General features: G+C 29.9%; 15 protein-coding genes. All 15 read right to left on the bottom strand.

From position 1 onward, the window contains the following. Nucleotides 1–116: 116 nt before the first annotated feature. A complete protein-coding gene (locus Q3304_RS15360) occupies nucleotides 117–1136 on the bottom strand; it encodes a molybdopterin-binding protein (protein WP_407815145.1) in 1020 nt (339 codons plus the stop codon). Further along, entirely contained in the window at nucleotides 1133–1702 is a 570-nt protein-coding gene (gene mocA, locus Q3304_RS15365; protein ID WP_054270525.1) for a molybdenum cofactor cytidylyltransferase, read from the bottom strand. Before mocA ends, Q3304_RS15360 begins: the two co-directional genes overlap by 4 nt. A 105-nt stretch (nucleotides 1703–1807) precedes the next feature. After that, complete coding sequence (yqeC, locus tag Q3304_RS15370; protein ID WP_054270526.1) at nucleotides 1808–2530, bottom strand: selenium cofactor biosynthesis protein YqeC; 723 nt, start codon at nucleotides 2528–2530, stop codon at nucleotides 1808–1810. Between the two features lie 183 nt (nucleotides 2531–2713). Next, a complete protein-coding gene (locus tag Q3304_RS15375) occupies nucleotides 2714–3991 on the bottom strand; it encodes an RNA-guided endonuclease TnpB family protein (protein ID WP_167640947.1) in 1278 nt (425 codons plus the stop codon). A gap of 138 nt (nucleotides 3992–4129) precedes the next feature. Continuing rightward, nucleotides 4130–6436: a xanthine dehydrogenase family protein molybdopterin-binding subunit gene (locus Q3304_RS15380; RefSeq protein WP_407815146.1), complete on the bottom strand. Its 2307-nt coding sequence runs from the start codon at nucleotides 6434–6436 to the stop codon at nucleotides 4130–4132. Nucleotides 6437–6438: 2 nt separating this feature from the next. Beyond that, complete coding sequence (locus tag Q3304_RS15385; RefSeq protein ID WP_167640948.1) at nucleotides 6439–7224, bottom strand: FAD binding domain-containing protein; 786 nt, start codon at nucleotides 7222–7224, stop codon at nucleotides 6439–6441. A 108-nt stretch (nucleotides 7225–7332) separates the two neighbouring features. Further along, the gene (locus tag Q3304_RS15390) at nucleotides 7333–8691 is read right to left on the bottom strand and encodes a uracil-xanthine permease family protein (protein ID WP_407815147.1); all 1359 of its coding nucleotides are present in this window, start codon (nucleotides 8689–8691) and stop codon (nucleotides 7333–7335) included. A gap of 1354 nt (nucleotides 8692–10045) precedes the next feature. Next, complete coding sequence (locus Q3304_RS15395; RefSeq protein ID WP_231300814.1) at nucleotides 10046–10957, bottom strand: hypothetical protein; 912 nt, start codon at nucleotides 10955–10957, stop codon at nucleotides 10046–10048. A gap of 258 nt (nucleotides 10958–11215) precedes the next feature. After that, complete coding sequence (locus tag Q3304_RS15400; protein ID WP_054276878.1) at nucleotides 11216–12301, bottom strand: dihydroorotate dehydrogenase; 1086 nt, start codon at nucleotides 12299–12301, stop codon at nucleotides 11216–11218. A 51-nt stretch (nucleotides 12302–12352) separates the two neighbouring features. Then, nucleotides 12353–13666, bottom strand: a complete 1314-nt coding sequence (locus Q3304_RS15405; protein WP_407815177.1) for an amidohydrolase family protein — start codon at nucleotides 13664–13666, stop codon at nucleotides 12353–12355. Further along, nucleotides 13667–15958, bottom strand: a complete 2292-nt coding sequence (locus Q3304_RS15410; RefSeq protein ID WP_054276880.1) for a xanthine dehydrogenase family protein molybdopterin-binding subunit — start codon at nucleotides 15956–15958, stop codon at nucleotides 13667–13669. It lies immediately after the preceding gene. Beyond that, nucleotides 15948–16742: an FAD binding domain-containing protein gene (locus Q3304_RS15415; RefSeq protein ID WP_407815178.1), complete on the bottom strand. Its 795-nt coding sequence runs from the start codon at nucleotides 16740–16742 to the stop codon at nucleotides 15948–15950. Before Q3304_RS15415 ends, Q3304_RS15410 begins: the two co-directional genes overlap by 11 nt. 38 nt (nucleotides 16743–16780) lie before the next feature. Next, nucleotides 16781–17227 (bottom strand): (2Fe-2S)-binding protein, encoded by a 447-nt coding sequence (locus Q3304_RS15420; RefSeq protein ID WP_009890210.1) that lies wholly within the window; start codon nucleotides 17225–17227, stop codon nucleotides 16781–16783. A 73-nt stretch (nucleotides 17228–17300) separates the two neighbouring features. Beyond that, complete coding sequence (locus Q3304_RS15425; protein WP_054270537.1) at nucleotides 17301–18707, bottom strand: amidohydrolase family protein; 1407 nt, start codon at nucleotides 18705–18707, stop codon at nucleotides 17301–17303. Nucleotides 18708–18724: 17 nt separating this feature from the next. Beyond that, a complete protein-coding gene (gene hydA, locus Q3304_RS15430; protein ID WP_074178240.1) occupies nucleotides 18725–20095 on the bottom strand; it encodes a dihydropyrimidinase in 1371 nt (456 codons plus the stop codon). Between the last annotated feature and the right edge of the window lie 247 nt (nucleotides 20096–20342).

Consider the following 20342-nt stretch of genomic DNA (forward strand, 5'->3'; position numbering starts at 1 on the left):
TGTAATTACTTTATTATAGCTTATAAACCAATTATGCTTTTTATAAAGTATTTTAGTTTGTTTTGTTTCATATTTAAAAAGAGTACTTAATTTGTAAATACTCTTTTCTAATATCTTTATATTTTAGCAAAATTACATGCAGGGTAAGTACATACATCACAGTTCATACAAAGTCCTCCATGACCATATCTAGCTATATCATACTTATCAAGTTTTTCATCAATCAAGACTCTAGATAGAACTATGTCGAATACTGTAGTTTTATGATACATTGCGCACCCTGGTATACCCATAATTGGAACTTCTTCATAGTAAGCAAGTAAAAACATTGCTCCTGGCAATATTGGTGACCCATATGTTACCAAATCAGCTCCAGTTTCTTTTATTGCTGTTGGTGTGACATCATCTGGGTCTACACTCATACCACCAGTACAGCAGATAAGTTCTGCCCCCTGACTTATAAATTCTTTTATTGCATTTTTTATAATTTCTTTATCATCTGGACATATAGTTTGTCCTATAACCTCACATCCAAAGCCCTTTACTTTTTCTTCTATCACTGGTCCAAATTTGTCAACAATTCGGCTATAGAATACTTCATTTCCAGTAGTAACAATCCCTACTTTCTTAGGTTTAAAAGGCACTACATTTACTATTTTTCTATTTCCAACTACTTTTCTTGCCTCTTCTAATTTTTTCTCATCTATGACTAGAGGTATAACTCTTGTTCCAGCTACTTTCAGACCTTTATTTACTATAAAATTATTATGAAGAGTAGCCATCATTATTTCACCAACACAATTCAAATCAAAAAGTGCATCAACATCTATCTTTAAAAGCCCATCACAGGCAGCTATAAAATCTATCTTTCCTTCTTTTATTTCACTAAAATTTAAATTTTCTCCAGCAGTTAATTCTTTTAAAAATAGTGCACCTTCATTTTCATGAATCATGCCTTCTGATTTTTCCCATACATACAAATTATCTTTACCAAGAGATAATAAAACTGGAATGTCTTCTTCTTTTACTACATGACCTTTTTTAAACTTTCTTCCTTTAAATTCTCCAGGTATTATTTGAGTTATGTCATGACATAAAACTTGTCCAATAGCATCTATAGTTTTTATTAACTTCATAATTTACCCCCAATTCTTTCATAGTCCGTTTTTGTATCAATATCTAATAATATTTCTCTAGGAACTTCTACATACTTTATTTTTGATGCATTTTTTAAAACGGTTTTACCTTTTTCATCTTCTTTAAGTGCCAATAATTCTTCTTTTTTGCTGTATGGGAATATAACTGGATTTCCACATACATCTTTACATCGTGGAATTACTATAAAATCTCTATCTAATTTAAAAGTATTTATAATTTTATCTATATATAAACTATCAATAAATGGCTGGTCTCCTACAAAAAACATGTAGCCATCACATTTTGAACTGTTTAAAATACCTAATTTTATGGATTCGCTCTGACCTATATTTGCATTTTTATTATCCACATATTTAAAACCATATTTATTACACAACAATGAAACTTCTTTGTATTGACTTACAACTACAACTTGATGAAAATTAATTTTACTAACTGCTTTTAATACATGTTCTATTATAGAACATCCTTTATAATCTAATAAAAGTTTATTCGTTCCCATTCTTCTGGCAAAGCCCGATGCCATTATTACTGCATTTATCATATATATCATCCTTAGTATTTATAATGTATTGATAGTTCTATGATTTTATAATATCACTATTGATATTATCTATATATATAATATCATATAAACTATTTTAATACTTCAATATCTTGTACAAAACTTTTGTTTTATACTTCCATAAAATATCTCCATTTTACTTTCATCTTCTTTAATACTTTTTATTAATTCTATAGCTAATTTTTTATATTTTTCATCTTCAACTTTATTGATGAATAATATTTTTTCTCCACAATAGTTTTTAAATAAACCATTTGGATTTAATACTATATTTTTTAAATTTTCGAGATTTACTGTAGAATCATTGTTAGTATTATATGTATCTAAATTTACTATTTTTTTAAATAGGTCTAATCTGTGTATGTTTTCTTCATTAATATTCATTCCAAATGAGGTTATATCTAATATTCCTACAGTTTTTGTAGTTTTGTGATATACTACTGGTTCATTATCATTCCAACCTTTAAGTCTTTTTTTCTTTGAACCATCTCCCTCTATTAATACTATATCAAATTTATCTACAATTTCATCCAAAATAGATGAATCAATACCTACTATTTTATTTTCATTATTTATATAGCTTCCACATACTGTTACTCCATGACAAATAGATGGAATAACAGTTCCATCTATTGTCATAATTATATTTTCATAATTATCTGGTACATATATTTTAGTTGTTGTTGTAAGAAGAACTCTTAATTTACATCTATAAAAATCTGCAAAATAGTTTATAAATGAAGTTTTACCTCCTGCTCCAACTACAGTTATTATTTCGTTCTTTCCTATTATATTTGATAATTCCACACTTTCACCTCTTGTAACTAATTTTTTAATCTCTTAATTTTTTATAATTAAACTTTTTTAGTAAAAGTGATTTTTGAAATTCCATAAACTCGAAAGTAAATAGATTCTGTTGTAAACAACAAGGCGGATCCAATTCGCCGCTAAGCTGTAAGCCTACGCTATCAGTTTATCTTTTAAATATAATTAAGATATTCTTATTCTTTGTGGTTGTTTTAATATTTGAGGATTATCCTTCAACTTGGATAAGTCAACTATTTGTGATTTTTTTAATATATTAAGACTAGCATTTACATCTGCATTTATAATCATACCAACACTGGATTTATATTGACCTCGAGTTATTCTTTCTCCCTTAAAATCATATTTTTGTGCATTATCCAAATTGATATCAGGCAGAAAATCATCAGCAAAAAAGTCAGATTTACTAGTATAACTTTCTTCTTGTCTAATAAAATTAATATTTTTTATTTTGCATAGATATTCTAACTTTCCTTTTATCTCTCCAAAAGGAATTCTTATAAAATTTCTATATATTTTCCTCTCCACATTATCACTTTTCTCTAATTTAGCATTATATCCTACTATTAAGTTTCCAATATTATTTTTTATACAGTAATCAATTATGTAAAAACAAGTTTTATTTACATAATCTTTAACTTGATTATTCCTTTTATTCCAGACTTTAAATTGCTTTCTTGTAATTGCTGTTACATTCTTTTTTAATTTTAAAGCTTCTATTTTATCATTCTGTTTATTTGCCCATTGATTCACAGATTTAAGCCTTTTTCCATCTATGATAAAACTATCACCTAAATTTGTAACACATGTACATAAGTTTTCTAAACCTAAATCTATAGCTAGTGCATTTTTTTGATTTGAAACTTCCTCTGATTTTGGTATCTCATAACAATACTGAATTTCAAAGAACCTAGCCTTATGTTTAGGTATTATTCTTATTTCCTTAATCTTTTTTTCTAATATATTTTGAGGAACTTTTATACTTACTTTCCCATATAATTTTTTAAATGCTGGAGACATAGGTACATTTAGAGTACCATCTTCTTTAATTCTTATTTGACCTATTATTATGCTAAAGAATCCTTCCTTATCAAGGTATTTAGGTGATTTTATTCCTCTAAAATCATACTTACCTTCTTTAGCTAATTTAATTAATCCAAAAAAGGACCTAAAAGAACTATCAACTTCTTTTAATATCTGTTGAGCTATATTACTATTGAGAAGTTTATAATTTTCGTTTTCTTTACATACATGATAATTGGCTTCATAATTAAGATGTTCTCCTTGATTAAAATAGTGCTGTCTAACATTGTATGTCCCAACATTATATAAATTTTTTGCTAAGAAACACATCTCTCGTAGAGCTTGATATTCTTTTTTAGTTAAGTTTTTTAATTGTTGTCTTTGAGTTCCATAGTGTATATTTTTTATTCTACTTGGCATAAACTCACCTCCTTTAGAATATACTCTACTAGACATTATATATGGTATTTTTACAAAACGCCATATATAATGTCTATTTAGTTACTTTATTTTACAAAATAATTTAAATTTACATATTTTTATATATTATATTACATATTATAATGGTTTGTTATTGTTTTTCATTCCCATATAAACTTTTTCAAATGTCATAGGAAGCTCTCTTATACGAACTCCAGTAGCATTGAATATTGCATTTGCTATTGCTGGAGCTGGTGTGTGTATTACTATCTCTCCTAATGATTTAGCACCATAAGGGCCTCCTGGGTCGAAATTATCAGCAAAATCTACCAATATATTTCCTACTTCTTTTTTTGTAGGAACTTTGTATTGTAAAAAACTATCTGTTAATAATCTTCCATCTTTATCAAATCTAGGGTCTTCATACATTGCAAACCCTATACCCATCATTACTCCACCTTCTACTTGTATTCTAGCTAAAGTTGGATTTATAACAGTTCCACAATCAGGTACACATGCAAAATTTATTACCTTATATTCACCTGTATTTTTATCTAATTCTATCTCTGCAAATCCTGCTATAAATGGTTTTATTCTTTTTAACATACCAAAAGACTCTGTCGCTTCCAAGACTACTGGCACATCATCACTAGCAAAGCCTATGCCTCCTACTGATTCCCTACCTAATTCTTCCAATAACACAAATTTACTATTATCATTTTTAACAAAAACTCTATCTTTTCCCAACTCTAAATCTTCTTTTTTAAATCCTAGCTTTAATTCTGCCACTGAAAGTAATATTTCTTTTAATTTATTTGCTGTCTTTATAGTTGCATTTCCTGTAACTGTTGTTGTACAAGAAGCAAATGCTCCTGTATCGTATGGACATAAATCTGAGTCCCCCGTATAAACAGATATTCTATCTACAGTAGTATTCAAAGTTTCAGCAGCAATTTGTGCTTGAATTGTATCAGCTCCTTGACCTAAATCAGCAAGACCAGATAACAACTTGTATGTTCCATCTTCATCCATGCGTATAGTCACTGTTGCCATATCTACACGTGGTATACCAGAACCATGATTTGCAACTGCCATACCTACTGCTCTTACCTTGTTATTTCCTATATCTTTACATGGATACTTAGCATCCCAATTTATTAATTTTTTACCTTTTTCTATACATTGTTTTAACTCACAACTTAATATTTCTTCTTCAGCTGCTTTTCCAGTAGTGTATCTATCTATTATATTTTTAACTCTAAATTCAAGCGGGTCCATTCCAATCTTATTGGCTAATTCATCAATAGCACTATCTATTGCAAATATTCCTTGTGTAGCACCATATCCTCTAAGAGCTCCTGCTGGTAACCTATTAGTATAAACTGTTCTAGCATCAAATCTAATAGCATCAATATCATTGTATATTGGTAATGTATTATGTCCAGATTCGGAAGAAACAGAAACACCATTACCACCATAAGCACCCGTATTGTTTAATGATTTTAATTCTATTGCCTTTAAATTTCCTTCTTTATCTGCACCCACTCTAACATCAAAAAACATTTCATGTCTACTATTAGACCCTACAAAAGTTTCACCTCTTGTAAAAACGAATTTTGCCGGTCTACCAGTTTTCATAGTAACGAATGCAGTGAATATATCTGTAGCCGCTATATTCTTTCCTCCAAAGCCGCCACCTATTCTAGGCTTTATCACCCTTATTTTTGAAGATGGTATGCCAAGTACTTTTCTAAGTATTCTCTTTACATTATGTGGTGATTGTAATGATGAAACTACAACAATCCTATCATTTATATCCTTGTACGAATAAGACCTATGAGTTTCCATCATACAATGCGATTGACTTTGAGTTTTATATGAAGCTTCAACCACAAAGTCACTTTCTTCAAGTTTTGCTTCAACATCTCCAAATTCAAAAAACTCTTTAGATACTATATTATTTTTTGCATCCAATCCAAAAAGGTATGGCTCTACTATATCGTCTTCTGGATGTATAACAACCTCATTTCCTTCTGCTTCCTTTGCATTAAACACAGGTTTTAAAATTTCATAATCTACCTTTATCATCTTCAACGCTTTAAGTGCTGTTTTTTCATCTTCTGCTGCCACTAATGCCACTTCATCACCAACAAATCTAACTGTATCTTCAAGCAAAACTCTGTCATAAGGAGATGCTTCTGGCTCTGTTTGACCTGGAACACAATATCTAACTTGTGGTACATCTTTATAAGTATAAATGCCCACAACACCTGGAATTTTTTCAGCTTTTGATGTATCTATATTCTTTATTTTTGCATGTGCATGTGGACTTCTAAGTAATTTTAATGTCAAAACATCTTTATGCATGATGAGGTCTTCAGTATATAGAGGCTTCCCTGTAACAATGGCTGTACTATCTATCTTTCTTATCCCCTTAGTAATCATTATTAGTTTCCTCCCTCAATAACATTATACATCCTTTTAACTAGTGCACTTGCCATGTCTATTCTATAATCTTTACTAGCTCTCATATTACTTCCATAAGTTAATTCCTCACTTGCAATAATAGATGCCTTATCTATATCTTTTTCTTCACTTAATATAGTACTTGCTCCAAGAGCTATTTTTGCCCTTTGAGGTCTCGCTCCAATTGCTATTTTGTAAGTATTATTTTCTTTCAACATGGCTGAGTTTAGTACAGGAAAATCTCCTGTACATTTTCTTATTGAATCAAAAACAGCTATTGCATCTCTTTTTGGAAGTATTACCTCAACTAATATGTCTTTACTTAACTTATTATCTAAAAACTCATTTAATTCTAAGACTCCTTCTTTGTATAATCTTACCTTTGCTCCAACAACTAAAAGTGCTGGTATTAAATCAGAAAAACCGTACTTTGAAAATACACTAGCACCAATTCTAGCACCTTGTCTAAATTGAACTCCTACTATATTAGAAACAGCACTTGAAACTATTCCACTACAGTAATTTTTAATAGTTTTATCAATTTCTAAACTTCTAAGAGATGTATCTGCACCTATAAGAATATTTTTCTCATCTTCCCTTATATAATTTAGATTTATCGCCTTTAAATCTATGGCTGTTCCTATATTCTTATTACTTAATTTTATAAATCCGCACCCACCTAGAATAACATTATTCTTTTTAGAAGTTAAAATTTTATATGCTTCTTCTAAGCTTTCTGGAACTGTATATTCTTTTATAGTAACCATCTTATCCCCCTGTCATTATACTTATTAAAAATTGAAACTTTTAAATATATCTTTTAATTTATGTCAATAAATGTGATATGTCTGATTCACATTTATTAACTCTTTACATTATAAATTTTCCTTTTTATCTTCAACTTTGTTATTCCTACTTTTAGGAAATTTTACCATATACAAAGCTTGAACTATTATGGCTACCATTGCTCCTGAAACTACACTTGAATCTGCAAATAAGGTTTCTATAAACTTTGGAAACTTTTCAAGAACTTGAGGAGCCACCATAAATCCTATGCCAGAAGCCATAGAAAGACCTAATATCATGCTATTTTCTTGATTGAACCCATCCATACTAACAAGTCTTAAACCAGATGTTGTAAGGGTTGAAAATATAACAAGTGTTGCTCCCCCAACCACACAAGGAGGAATGGTTCTTATTAAATTAGCTAGCAAAGGTGATATTCCTGCCAAAAATAGCCCAATTCCCCCAATAGCCAATACAAATTTACTTACAATTTTCGTATTGGAAACGATTGCAGAATTTTGACCAAACATCCCCATTGGAGTTGCAGAAAATAATGCACCTATCGTAGATAGTACTCCATTTCCTAAAACAGCAGAAGAAAGTTCTTCATCTGTTACTTGTCTATTGAGTCCCCCTACTGCAGAAAGCGTACATGCACCCATAATATCTGCTATTTCAACCAAATATATTATTGAAAACATCACTACAACTTCGATTCTTATATCTAGACCAAAAATAAGTGGTTTTGGAAGCGCTACCAAAGTAAACTCTTGAATCGAAGAAAAATTTACAATACCCAACATTAGTGATAAAATGTATCCAAAAATTATACTAACTAATATTGATGCATCTTTAAACAATCCTCTTCCATACTTGTTTAATCCTAATATCATAAGAGATACAGCGATTCCAACTATAAAATTAATTGGCTGTCCAAAAGTTTCATTTCCCATACCTCCAGCTAAGTTTTTTATAGCTATTGGAAAAAGTCCAAGGCCCATACATGCGACTATTGTTCCAGATACAACTGGAGTAAATATAAATCGTATTTTTTTAAGACCAAAACCAATTATAATTATTACTATTCCAGCTATTATTTGAGAACCAAATAAGACTGGCAACCCATACTTTCCTGCAACAGAGACTCCAGCTCCTATAAACATAGCTGTAGCTCCCATTATAACTGGTATCCCTCCCCCTAATTTAAATCCTTTAAATAGAGGTATTGGATATAATTGTAATAAAGTTGATATTCCTGCAAAAACTAGTGCTGCTTGAATCAAGAGTGTTGACATTTTATGATCAAGCCCAGCTGCATTTGCAACCAATATAGCTGGTAAACAACTTCCTATTACCATCGCCATTAAGTGTTGTAACCCTAAAGGTACGGCTTCCTTTAGTGGTGGTATTCCGTCTAATTCAAATTTTGATGTACTTTTTGCTTTCATAATAAAAACTCCCGTTACATAAAACTTATTGAATTATATAAATACTTAAAAATCTAATATATTAAATTAAATGACGTTTATAAATTTTGATTACACTTACTTATACATTTAAGTCTCTACTCTTAAAGAATACGTACAATAAATTTAATTATTAACAAATAAACTTATTCTATCATTTTGTATATGTTATTATACAGTAGCTTACAAACATAAGAATATTACAGCTATGAATTTTTAATTTTTTACAATAAATTTAATCCAAGTTAAATCTTTCAATCTTAATAATTATAAGTTATAAGTTTTCATAAGTATTTATATTTTGTAAGTTTTAAACATTTACCTATAAACGCTACTTTATAGATGCCACTTTAAACCCAGTGACCTCATACTTTCATATGAGCGTAGACTATTTCTTCATCTTCAGCATTACCTGTTAAGAGCAACCCGTTTCCACTATCAATAGCTTATAGTGTACTCTCTCTCGAGATAGTCGTTTGACCTTCCTATTTCTAGGCTTGGCGACCAAATGTCCATTATTAAGTACTTAGGCTCTCACCATATACCATCCTCACTATTGTTTCTGGTTTTCACCACATTCATAAAAGTTTCTTTCTATCTTTTATTGTAGTTGCAAGGCTTTAGGATTTACTGGTTTTAAAGTTGTGTCCTACATAGATTTCTCCATGTACGGGGCTAAAAGTACAACTCATTTAATATACTTTGCTTTACCCCCTGTAAATAATATTATTTACTCTTTCACTGTTTTTGTTATTAAATTAATTAAATAATAATTAATCTAAGCATAAAATAATTTTTTAATTTAAACTCAAAATATTTATGAATATTTTATAATATAATTCTCATAAGACAGAAAAACTTAATAAGCTATGTATCTCAGTTGTATCAATGTACTCTCCTTTACTATATTTGTACCTGCAACATAAAACATACAAGTTTCTATCTATTTTATAGATATATATTAATATCTATAATTAAAATAGTAATATTGTTTGTGTAATAAGAGCTTTATTTACATTACTATTTACAGTTTTTATAGAGCAATTTTAATGCCAATATTTACGTATATTTATTTGTTATAAAATTTTTGTAATTTTATTGATAAAATTTTACTTATTTCAACCGTTCTATCAAATTTTCGCATTTAAATTTTAAGTTTTATTTTTATAATTTCAATATATCTACATAAAAAAAAGACCTTAAAATAAAATTTTAACGGTCTTTTCTCAAATTTTTATTTTCATTTCTAAAATTTATAATAAATAACAGTAACATTATAAGCCTTTTTTATATAATATTTTTTATTTAGTGGATGATAAATTAGTGAATTAAGATATTATCTAACTGATTTTAGTTTAACAATATCACTCCAATTTTTACTAGTAGCTAACTCTACTAAATTTAAATCTCTTCTTATTTCAGAAACATCTTCTTTTATGGCATTTGTATCACCTTTTATATATGCTATATTATGCTCCATACTATCATGAGTAGCTTTATTTATTTCAGAATTATGTAATAAGCTTCCTAAAATATTGCTCTGCTCTTCCTGTATCTCTTTCATTGATTTCTCTTCACGTTCTAGAACATCAATCTTTACTTCAATTCCATATAATTTCTCATTTGCTGTAGATATTTCGTCCTTAATTCCACTCATATCTTCACTAATATTATTTATTTTGCTTTGCATAGAGTTCATCTCTGATTTAACTCCAGATATATCTTCTTTCATCACAATCATATCTTGTTTTACATCAGACATATCTTCTTTTACCACACTTATCTCCTGTTTTAATCCAGTTATTTCTTTTTTCATTAAATTTACTTCTTGCTTTACTTCAGATATATCTTCTTTTAACATATTCATCTCTTGTTTTACTTCGGACATGCCTTCTTTTAATACACTTATTTCTTGCTTTACTTTGGACATATCTTCTTTTAGAACAGTTATCTCTTGCTTCACTTCAGACATATCTTCTTTTAGAACAGTTATCTCTTGTTTTACTTCAGATATATCACTCTTTAATACAGTTATCTCTTGTTTCATTTCAGACATATCGTCCTTTAACATTGTTATCTCTTGTTTCATTTCAGACATATCGTCTTTTACCACAGTTATTTCTTGTTTTACTTCAGACATATCGCTCTTTAATGCAGTTATTTCTTGTTTTACTTCAGACATATCTTCTTTTATACTAACTACATCTTTATTTATAATATGTAATAATTCTAAAATCTTATCTTGCACTTACATCACCATCCCTATTAATTATTATAACATTTTATACAAATGCTATACAATGTTAACATATCTATAAAACAATTATTAATAATTAATCAAAATATAAAATAATTTCAAATAAACCTATTTTTCATTGTTGAAATGATGAAAATATACTTAATTTCATACAAAAAGGGTGCCTCATGAACTAAAAAGTTCATCTTGAGACACACCTTTTTATTTCTATATAAAGTTTTATTTTTTAATTATTCTTTACAAAATAACCTATGCATTCAATTCTGAACATGAAATTTTTCTTCCAAGTGCTTTTGGTTTACAAACTGATATGCAAAGACCACAGTATCTACACTCTTCTTCATTTAACTCCATCTTATCATTTAATTTTCTTGCTTGATATGCACATACTCTCTCACACATCTTACATTTAGTACATTTTTCTTCATCATAAGTAAATTCAAAGCTAAGTCTTTCATTTACGTCGCCCATATGCTTATGTACTATACCACAAGCATTTTCTATAGTATTATACCCTAGTCTATTAAGATTAGATTTTAAGTCATCATGTATTTTAGATATTACTTGTGCACCTTTTAAAATTACCACTGAACATATACCAACAAAGTCAGCACCTGCCATAATCATTTCTAATGCATCATCTCCACTAACACATCCACCTAAACCAATTATTGGTATATTGACTTCTTTTTTTATTTCATAGATTCTTTGTAAAGTTATTGGCTTAATAGTTTCTCCACTTAGATATCCTATTCCATTTCCACCTAATAAAGGTTGACCAGTTTCTATGTCTATTCTAAATGCTGGTCCTACAGAATCACAAGCAGTTATTGCATCTGCTCCTGCTTCTTCTAATTTTTTAGCAAAAGCTCCTATTTCATCTATCATAGGAGGAAGTTTAACTATTACTGGTATATTTACTTTTTCTTTAGCATCTTTAAGCATTGGTATCAAATCTCTATAGTCATAAGATACTAATTCAATAAAGTCAGCTCCTGCATTTGCAACTTTCTCTACTAATTCACTGCTTTCTTCGATTGTATGACCTATTGAAGCTATACAGACAGTCCCATCTTTTTTCATTTGTGGTATTTCAAAATCTATCCATTGTTCTGGTTCAAAATCTGTCCATTTCTCATTATTTAAAAGAGCATTAGTTGTATTTCTAACCATATGTGGTGCTGGATTTATAGCTCTTTCTTTTCTTATAGTCTTAGTAACAACTGCCCCTGCTCCTGCATCACTTAATATTTTACATCCAGCTGCACTATATGTTAATGGTCCTGAACCTATTATAAGTGGTGATTTTAATTCTTTACCTAAAAAATTGTACATTATCTGCTTCCCCTTTTCATTTATATTTACATTCATTTATATTTACATTCATTAAAATTTCCAAAATTCACAAGCAACTTCTTTCATCTCTTTAACAATAGCTTTTTTATCTAAATCAACTAATTGTTTTTCTTTTAAAATATGTCTACCATCTATGTATACATTTGATATAAATTCTTTTTTACCTTGTACTACTATCTGGTCAAATATGTTATCAAGAGTTACAGGAGTTTTGAATTCATCTTCCATAACTATTATATCAGCCTTATTGCCAGCTACTATTTTACCAGATTTTTGAAGACCTAGTGCATGAGCACCATACTCTGTTGCCATTTTAAAGACCATATTTGCTGGCATTACAGATGCATCTTCTTCGACTGATTTGTGCATTAAGAATGCACCTCTCATAACTTCAAAAAAATCATTTATATATCCATCTGTACCAAGTGCTACTTTTATACCTTTTTTAATCATTTTTGGTACTGGAGAAAAACCTCCACCTACTTCGCAGTTGCTAAGAGGCATATGAACCACTTTTACGCCTTTTTCTTTTAATATCTCTATCTCTTCATCATTTACTTTTACACACTGAGAAGCTAATACAGTTTCATCCAATATTTCTAAATCATTATAGTATTCAACAGCTTTTTTACCAAAATGTTTTTCAGCATAGTTTGGTTCATATATACTCTCACATAAATGGAATTGCATTGGCGCATCTAATTTCTTTGCATCTTCTTTAGCTTGCTTAATAAATTTATCTGAACATGTAAAACTTGTATGAGTACACATTATTCCATTTATTAATTTACTATTTTCTCTACTCCACTTTATCAAATTAGAATTTTCATCTAAACATCTAAGCCCGTTTTCATAACTTATTCTCTCGCAACTTTCTAGGGATAAAACCGCTTTCATCCCTATCTCTTCTAATATTTTACCTTGCTCAATTAAAGTTCCTACCTCTGTATTTGGAGCCTCTAGAGTATCACAAAAAGCTACTACACCAGATTCTATAAGCTCTATTGCTGATGCTTTAGTTGTTGCCTTTACTTCTTTTAATCCTATTCTGTTTTCTATAAATGGCCACCAATAATCATTTAAAAAACCTTCAAAATCAGTAAAATGTACGTTTGCAGGTATTCCTCTAGAAAGCACTCCATATTGGTGCATATGACCATTAATGAATCCTGGCATTACTATAGCATCCGATTTATCTATTATTCGTTCAATATTTTTGTACTTTATTTCAACTTCTTCATTTGGTAATATATCTTTTATAATGTTATTTTCTACTACAACAGCATAATTTGTATATATTTCATCAGCAGAAGATATTAAGTATTTACTTTTTATAGCAATCATTTATTTCCCCCCCTGATTTAATTTTTTCATAGCCATATAAACTTTCTCAGAAGTTATAGGAAGTTCTCTTACACGAACTCCAGTAGCATTATATATTGCATTTGCTATTGCTGGTGCTGGTGTATGAATAACTATTTCCCCTAAAGATTTAGCTCCATATGGACCTGTTGGATCATAACTATCTACAAAATCAACAAATATATTTCCTATATCTTTTTTTGTTGGAACTTTGTATTGTAATAAATTAGAAGTCTGAAGCTTTCCATCAGAACCATGTCTAGGGTCTTCATACATTGCAAGCCCTATACCTTGAGTTACACCACCTTCAACTTGTATTCTAGCAAGTGCAGGATTCATAACTGTACCACAATCAGTAGAACAGGCATAATTTATTACTTTAAACTCACCTGTCGTTTTGTCTAACTCAATTTCAGCAAATCCTGCTAAGAATGGTTTCGCACTCTCTTGTATTCCATATGATTCAGATGAATATAAAACCTCTTGATTTCCACCACCAACAGATTCTCTTCCTAATTCACTTAACAATACAAACTTATCTACATCTTCACTATAGCAAACTCTATCCTCATATAGTATTAAATCATCTATTGGTAAATCTAGTTTCTTCTGTGCTACTTTTAATATCTTTTGTTTTAAACTTTCAGCAGATTTTATTGTAGCATTTCCAGTTACATAAGTAGTACAAGAAGCATATGCACCAGTATCATATGGACACATATCTGTATCTCCTGTATAAACAGAAATTCTATCAATAGATGTATTCAATGCTTTTGCAGCTATTTGAGCAAGTATTGTGTCAGAACCAGTTCCTAAGTCTGAAGACCCAGAAAACAACTTATAAGTTCCATCTTCATCCATTCTCATATTTACTATTGCCATATCTATGTTAGCTATACCAGAACCATGAGTTCCCACAGACATTCCAACAGCTCTTACTTTATTGTTTCCAATCTCTCTGACAGGATATTTTTCATCCCATCCAATAAGTTTCTTTCCTCTAATTATACATTCATCAAGTGCACAACTTCTGATTGGAAAATTCATTATTCCGCCTTCAGTTTGCTTTTTTATAATATTTTTCAATTTTATTTCTGTTGGATCCATATTAAGTTTATGTGCTAATTCATCGATTGCACAATCAAGTGCGAATGTACCTTGTGTTGCTCCGTATCCTCTTAATGCTCCCCCTGGAACTAAATTAGTATAGACAGTTCTTCCATCAAATTTTATTGCAGGTACATTGTTATATGTTGGAAGTACATTATGCCCTGATTCAGAACAAACTGAAGGTCCATTATCTCCATAAGCACCTGTATTGTTCAAGGCTTTCATATCTATAGCTTTTATATTTCCTTCTTTATCTGACCCAATCTTTATATCAAAAAACATCTGATGTCTAGTATTAGTCATTGCAAAAGTTTCTTCTCTAGTATAAATAAGCTTTGCTGGTCTTTTTGTCATCCAAGTCACAAATGATGCATATATCTCCGTTACAGCTATATTTTTTCCACCAAAACCTCCACCTATTCTTGGTTTTATTACTCTCACTTTTGAAAGAGGTATTCCCAATGCTCTAGAAACCTGTCTTCTCATATGATAAGCTGATTGATTTGCAGAAGTTACTACTAATCTACCATTCGTATCTATATACGTATAAGCTCTATGAGTTTCCATCATACAATGGGCTTGTGATTGAGTCATATAAGAATGTTCTACTATTACATCACTTTCTTTAAACTCTTTTTCTACATCCCCTTTACCCATTTTTTCTCTTGATACAATGTTTTTTGTAGCATCTAATCCAAAATCAAATGGACAAAACAAATCATCTTCTTCATGGATTAAGGTTTTATTTCCTTCTGATTCTCTTGCATCCAATATAGGAGTCATTACTTCATATTCTACTTTTATAAGTTTCATAGCTTTAATAGCAGACCTTTCATCTTCAGCAGCTATTATAGCAACCTCATCTCCTACATATCTAACTATATCTTCAAGTATTAATTGGTCATGAGGTGAGGCTTCTGGATATGATTCACCAACCATTGAATATCTATAATTTGGCACATCTTTGTAAGTGAATATATCTACTACACCTTTTACTTTTAATGCATTTTTTATATCGATGTTTTTTATCTTTGCAAAAGCATGTGGACTTCTAAGAAGTTTAATAGTCAAAACATCTTTATGAAAGATTAAATCTTCTGTATATATTGGTTTTCCAGTAATAATGGCTTCACTATCTATTTTTCTTACTTCTTTATTTACCATCACACTCACCTCCAATACTATTATACATTCTTACTACTAAAGCTTTTGCCATGTCTTTTCTATACTCTTTACTTCCTCTTATATTGCTTCCAAATGAAAGTTCTTCACTTGATACTTCTCCAGCTTTTTCTATATCATTTTCTAAGCTTAATATTTCACTTGCTTTATAGGCAATTTTTGCTCTTCTTGGTCTAGCTCCTATTGCAATTTTATAAGTACTTCCTTCTTTTAACATTGCTCCATTTAATACTGCAAAATCACCTGTACATTTTCTTATAGAATCAAATACACCTATAGCATCTTTTTTAGATAATATAATTTCTATTAATATATCTTTTTCAAGTTCACTTTCTAAAAAATCAGCTAAGTTCATAACCCCTTTTTTATATAACCTAACCTTTGCATCTACTACTAGTAATGAAGGTATTAAATCTGAAAATCCATACTTAGCAAATACGCTAGCTCCTACTCTAGCTCCACTTCTAAATTGAACTCCTACTATATTAGAAACAGCATTTGAAATTACTCCATTACAGTAATTTTTAATAACCTTATTTAATTCTAAAGTTCTTAAACTTGTATCTGCTCCAATTAATATGCTATCATCAGTTTCATTTATATAATCCAAAGCCAAGTCTTTTAAATCTATTGCTGAACCAATATTTTTATTACCTAACTTTAAAAATCCGCAGCCTCCAAGTATTATGTTATTTTTTCTTGATATTAGCAGTTCATAAGCTTCATCTAAACTTTTTGGAACTACATATTCCTTTATAGTTATCATATTCTCTCCCCATATCAATTTAATTTTCACTTAAAAACTTAAGTGTTCAAATATTTATGTATTGCTCTTAATTGACCTTTATATCCTGTGCATCTACAAAGGTTGCCATTTACATAATCTATAACTTCTTCTTCAGTTGGATTTTGAAGTTCTCTTTTCATAGCCAAAACCATCATTATAAATCCAGGAGCACAAAATCCACATTGGTCAGCTCCTTCATCTGCAAGAAAATCCCCAAATTTCTTTGCTTCATCCAAAACACCTTCAAGCGTTGTTATATGTTGACCATCTACTCTTGCAGTAAGATAGTTGCAAGAAAGTACTGCCTTGTCATTTACCATTACTGTACATAGTCCACATGAACCTGTATCGCATCCTTTTTTAACACTTACATACCCATTTTCTCTTAGTGTATCTGCTAAAAAATCATCTGGTCTTATACTTAATTCTTTTTCTTTATTATTTATGGTACATTTGATAATCAAATAAATCACCTCAAAACTCATATTTTTAAGCCAAAGTTTTTATTCTACTTCTTTATGAATAAAATCAAATTTATTAATAAAGGCTATTCCATTTATGACCTTCCATTCTATTCTTTATAGTTCCTCTTACACAAAGTCTCTCAGCTGTATCTTGAGCATCTTTTAATGCTTTCTCTTCATTAGCTGTTAATATTTTTGAATCTTCCATTATTATATTTCCATCTACTATAACTCCCTCTATATTTTTCATACTAGAAGAATATACTAATGTAGATACTGGATTATGCATAGGTATTGCTTTTGGTGAAAGCATTGGATTAAATATTAGTAAATCTGCTTTCTTACCTATTTCTAATGACCCTATCTCATCTTCCATTCCAATAGCTCTTGCCCCATCTATAGTTGCTAACTCAAGAACTTTTTCTGCTGACATTGCCAATGGATCACACTTATTAACTTTATGTTGAAGTGCTGTTAATTTCATAAGTTCAAGCATATCTTGAGAGTTATTACTAGCAGCTCCATCTACTCCTAAACTAACTGTTATTCCTTTTTTAAGCATTTCTGGTACTGGTGCAACACCTGAAGATAAGTACATATTGCTTGCTGTATTATGAGATACTTTCATGTCATATTTTTTAGTAAGTTCCATATCTTTTTCAGTTAAATACACACAATGTACCATAAGTACATTTGGTCCAAGTATTCCTAATTTTTCTAAAACATCTATGTCATATTGCCCATGCAATTCTTTTGCAGCTTCTCTATCAAAAGGAGTTTCTGATATGTGTACTGTAAATAAAGCATCATCATATTCTTTTACTACTCTCCATAGCATCTCAAGCATTTCTTGAGAATTTGACCATATTGCTGCGGGAGCTACTCCTATTTTGATTCTTCCATTTTCTGTATTATGGTGTTTTTCAAATAATCTTCTTACATCTTTTTCAACCGTTTCTACATCTTGCATTATTCCAGGATGAACTCCAAATTGAGCACCTGTATTCATACATCCTCTTCCAAGTATTCCTCTTATTCCTAATTCTTTATAAGCATCTATTATTCCATCGCAAAGACCTGGTTTACTGTGAGGATACATATAGTCAACCATAGTTGTTATACCACTTCTAAGTCCTTCAATACATCCAAGCATTGCAGCATCATAAGTATCTTTTGGTTCTAAATAGTTAGCTGCTGGAAAAGTCATAGTTTCTAACCAGTCTTTAAGTACCATATCATCTCCCAATCCTTTTAATAAAGTCTGGAATAAGTGATTATGTGTATTTATAAAACCTGGGAATAGAACTTTACCCTTAGCATCTATTACCTTTTTAACATCTGTATATTTACTTTCTATTTCCTTAGAATTCCCAATATCAGCAATCTTGTTATCCTTTACTACTAACGCCCCATCAAAAATAACTTCTCTCTCTTTATTTACAGTTACTATTATGGCATTCTTAATAAGTATATCCATCATTCTTATTTCCCCCCGCATTATTTAGTAATTTTTCTTTTAATGTATTGACCCATTGCTTGTTCTTTAATATTACAACTTTGTACTACATGGTTTCCTCTCAAAAACACATCTTCTACTTTACATTTGATATTAAACCCCTCATATGGAGTATAATCTACATTTTGTTTTTGAGTTTGATAGCTAATTGTTTCTTCTTTATCAGTATTCAAAATAACTATATCTGCATCACTTCCTACAGCTATTTCGCCTTTTTTAGGATACATCCCAAATATTTTTGCAGCATTTGTTGAAGTGACTTCTACAAATTTATTTGCACTTATCTTATTTTCTAAAACTCCATATGTATATAAAAGAGATAACCTATGTTCAACACCAGGCGCCCCATTTGGTATCTTACTAAAATCATTAATTCCCAAATCTTTTTGACCCTTAAAATTAAACGAACAATGGTCGGTACCAACTGTTTGTATGTCTCCATTAGCTAAACCTTCCCAAAGGTAACTTATATCTTCTTTTTTTCTTAAAGGAGGAGACATTACATATTTAGCACCCTCAAATTCAGCCTTATCATATAAATCATCTTCTAATAGTAGATACTGTGGACATGTTTCTACTATCATATCTATATTTTTTTCTCTAGCAATTTTCACAGTCTCAAGTGACTCTTTACAACTTAAATGAACTACATAGGATTTTGAATTTGATAATTTAGTTATATCAGCAAGTCTTGAAACAGATTCTTTTTCAACTATATTAGGTCTAGTAAGCGGATGATATTTGGGTTCTAAATTACCATTTTGTATGTTTTCTTCTATCAATACATCTAGTAAATCACCATTTTCACAATGAAATTCAACTATACAACCTAAGTCTTTAGCTTTCTTTAAAACTTTGTATATAGTTCCATCATCTACTTTCATGCCATCATATGCCATATACATCTTAAAAGATACTATTCCATCTGAAATAAGCTTTTCCATATGAGCAAATGTATCTTTATCCAGACATGTAATTGTCATATGAAATCCATAATCACAATAACAATTTCCACTTGCTTTTTTATGATATGTTTCTACCCCTTGCAACAGATTTTCGCCTTCACTAGCTTCTGCAAAATCTAGTATAGTGGTAGTTCCTCCAGCTATAGCTGCTCTTGTTCCTGTTTCAAAATTGTCAGCAGTAATAATAGAACCTGCATTCATATCAAAATGAGTATGTGTATCTATCCCTCCAGGAATTACAATTCTCCCTGTAGCATCAATAACCTTATCATCATTTATTTCTAGATTATTTCCTATTTCAACTATTTTCTCATCTTCTATCCTTAAATCACTTATATAAGTTTTATCAGAGGTAATTATAGTTCCACCTCTTAGTATTGTTCCCATATATACCTCCTAACTTTTAAGCTTTAAAGTATTATCTAAAGGTGCTATATTAAGCACCTCTAGACTATATTTAAATAATTTATTGTGAACTAAATATTATTTTCCATATACAGATTTTAATATTCCATAGTAGCCTTCTGTTCCTATAAATAATTGTTCTTGCTCAATATATTCATCTATTGTATGAGCAAGATTTTCTTTAGAAGGACCAAATCCTATTGTCTTTATTCCAGCTTCACCTGCATAG

It is taken from the genome of Clostridioides sp. GD02377, from assembly GCF_045899875.1.
Lineage (GTDB): Bacteria > Bacillota > Clostridia > Peptostreptococcales > Peptostreptococcaceae > Clostridioides > Clostridioides difficile_A.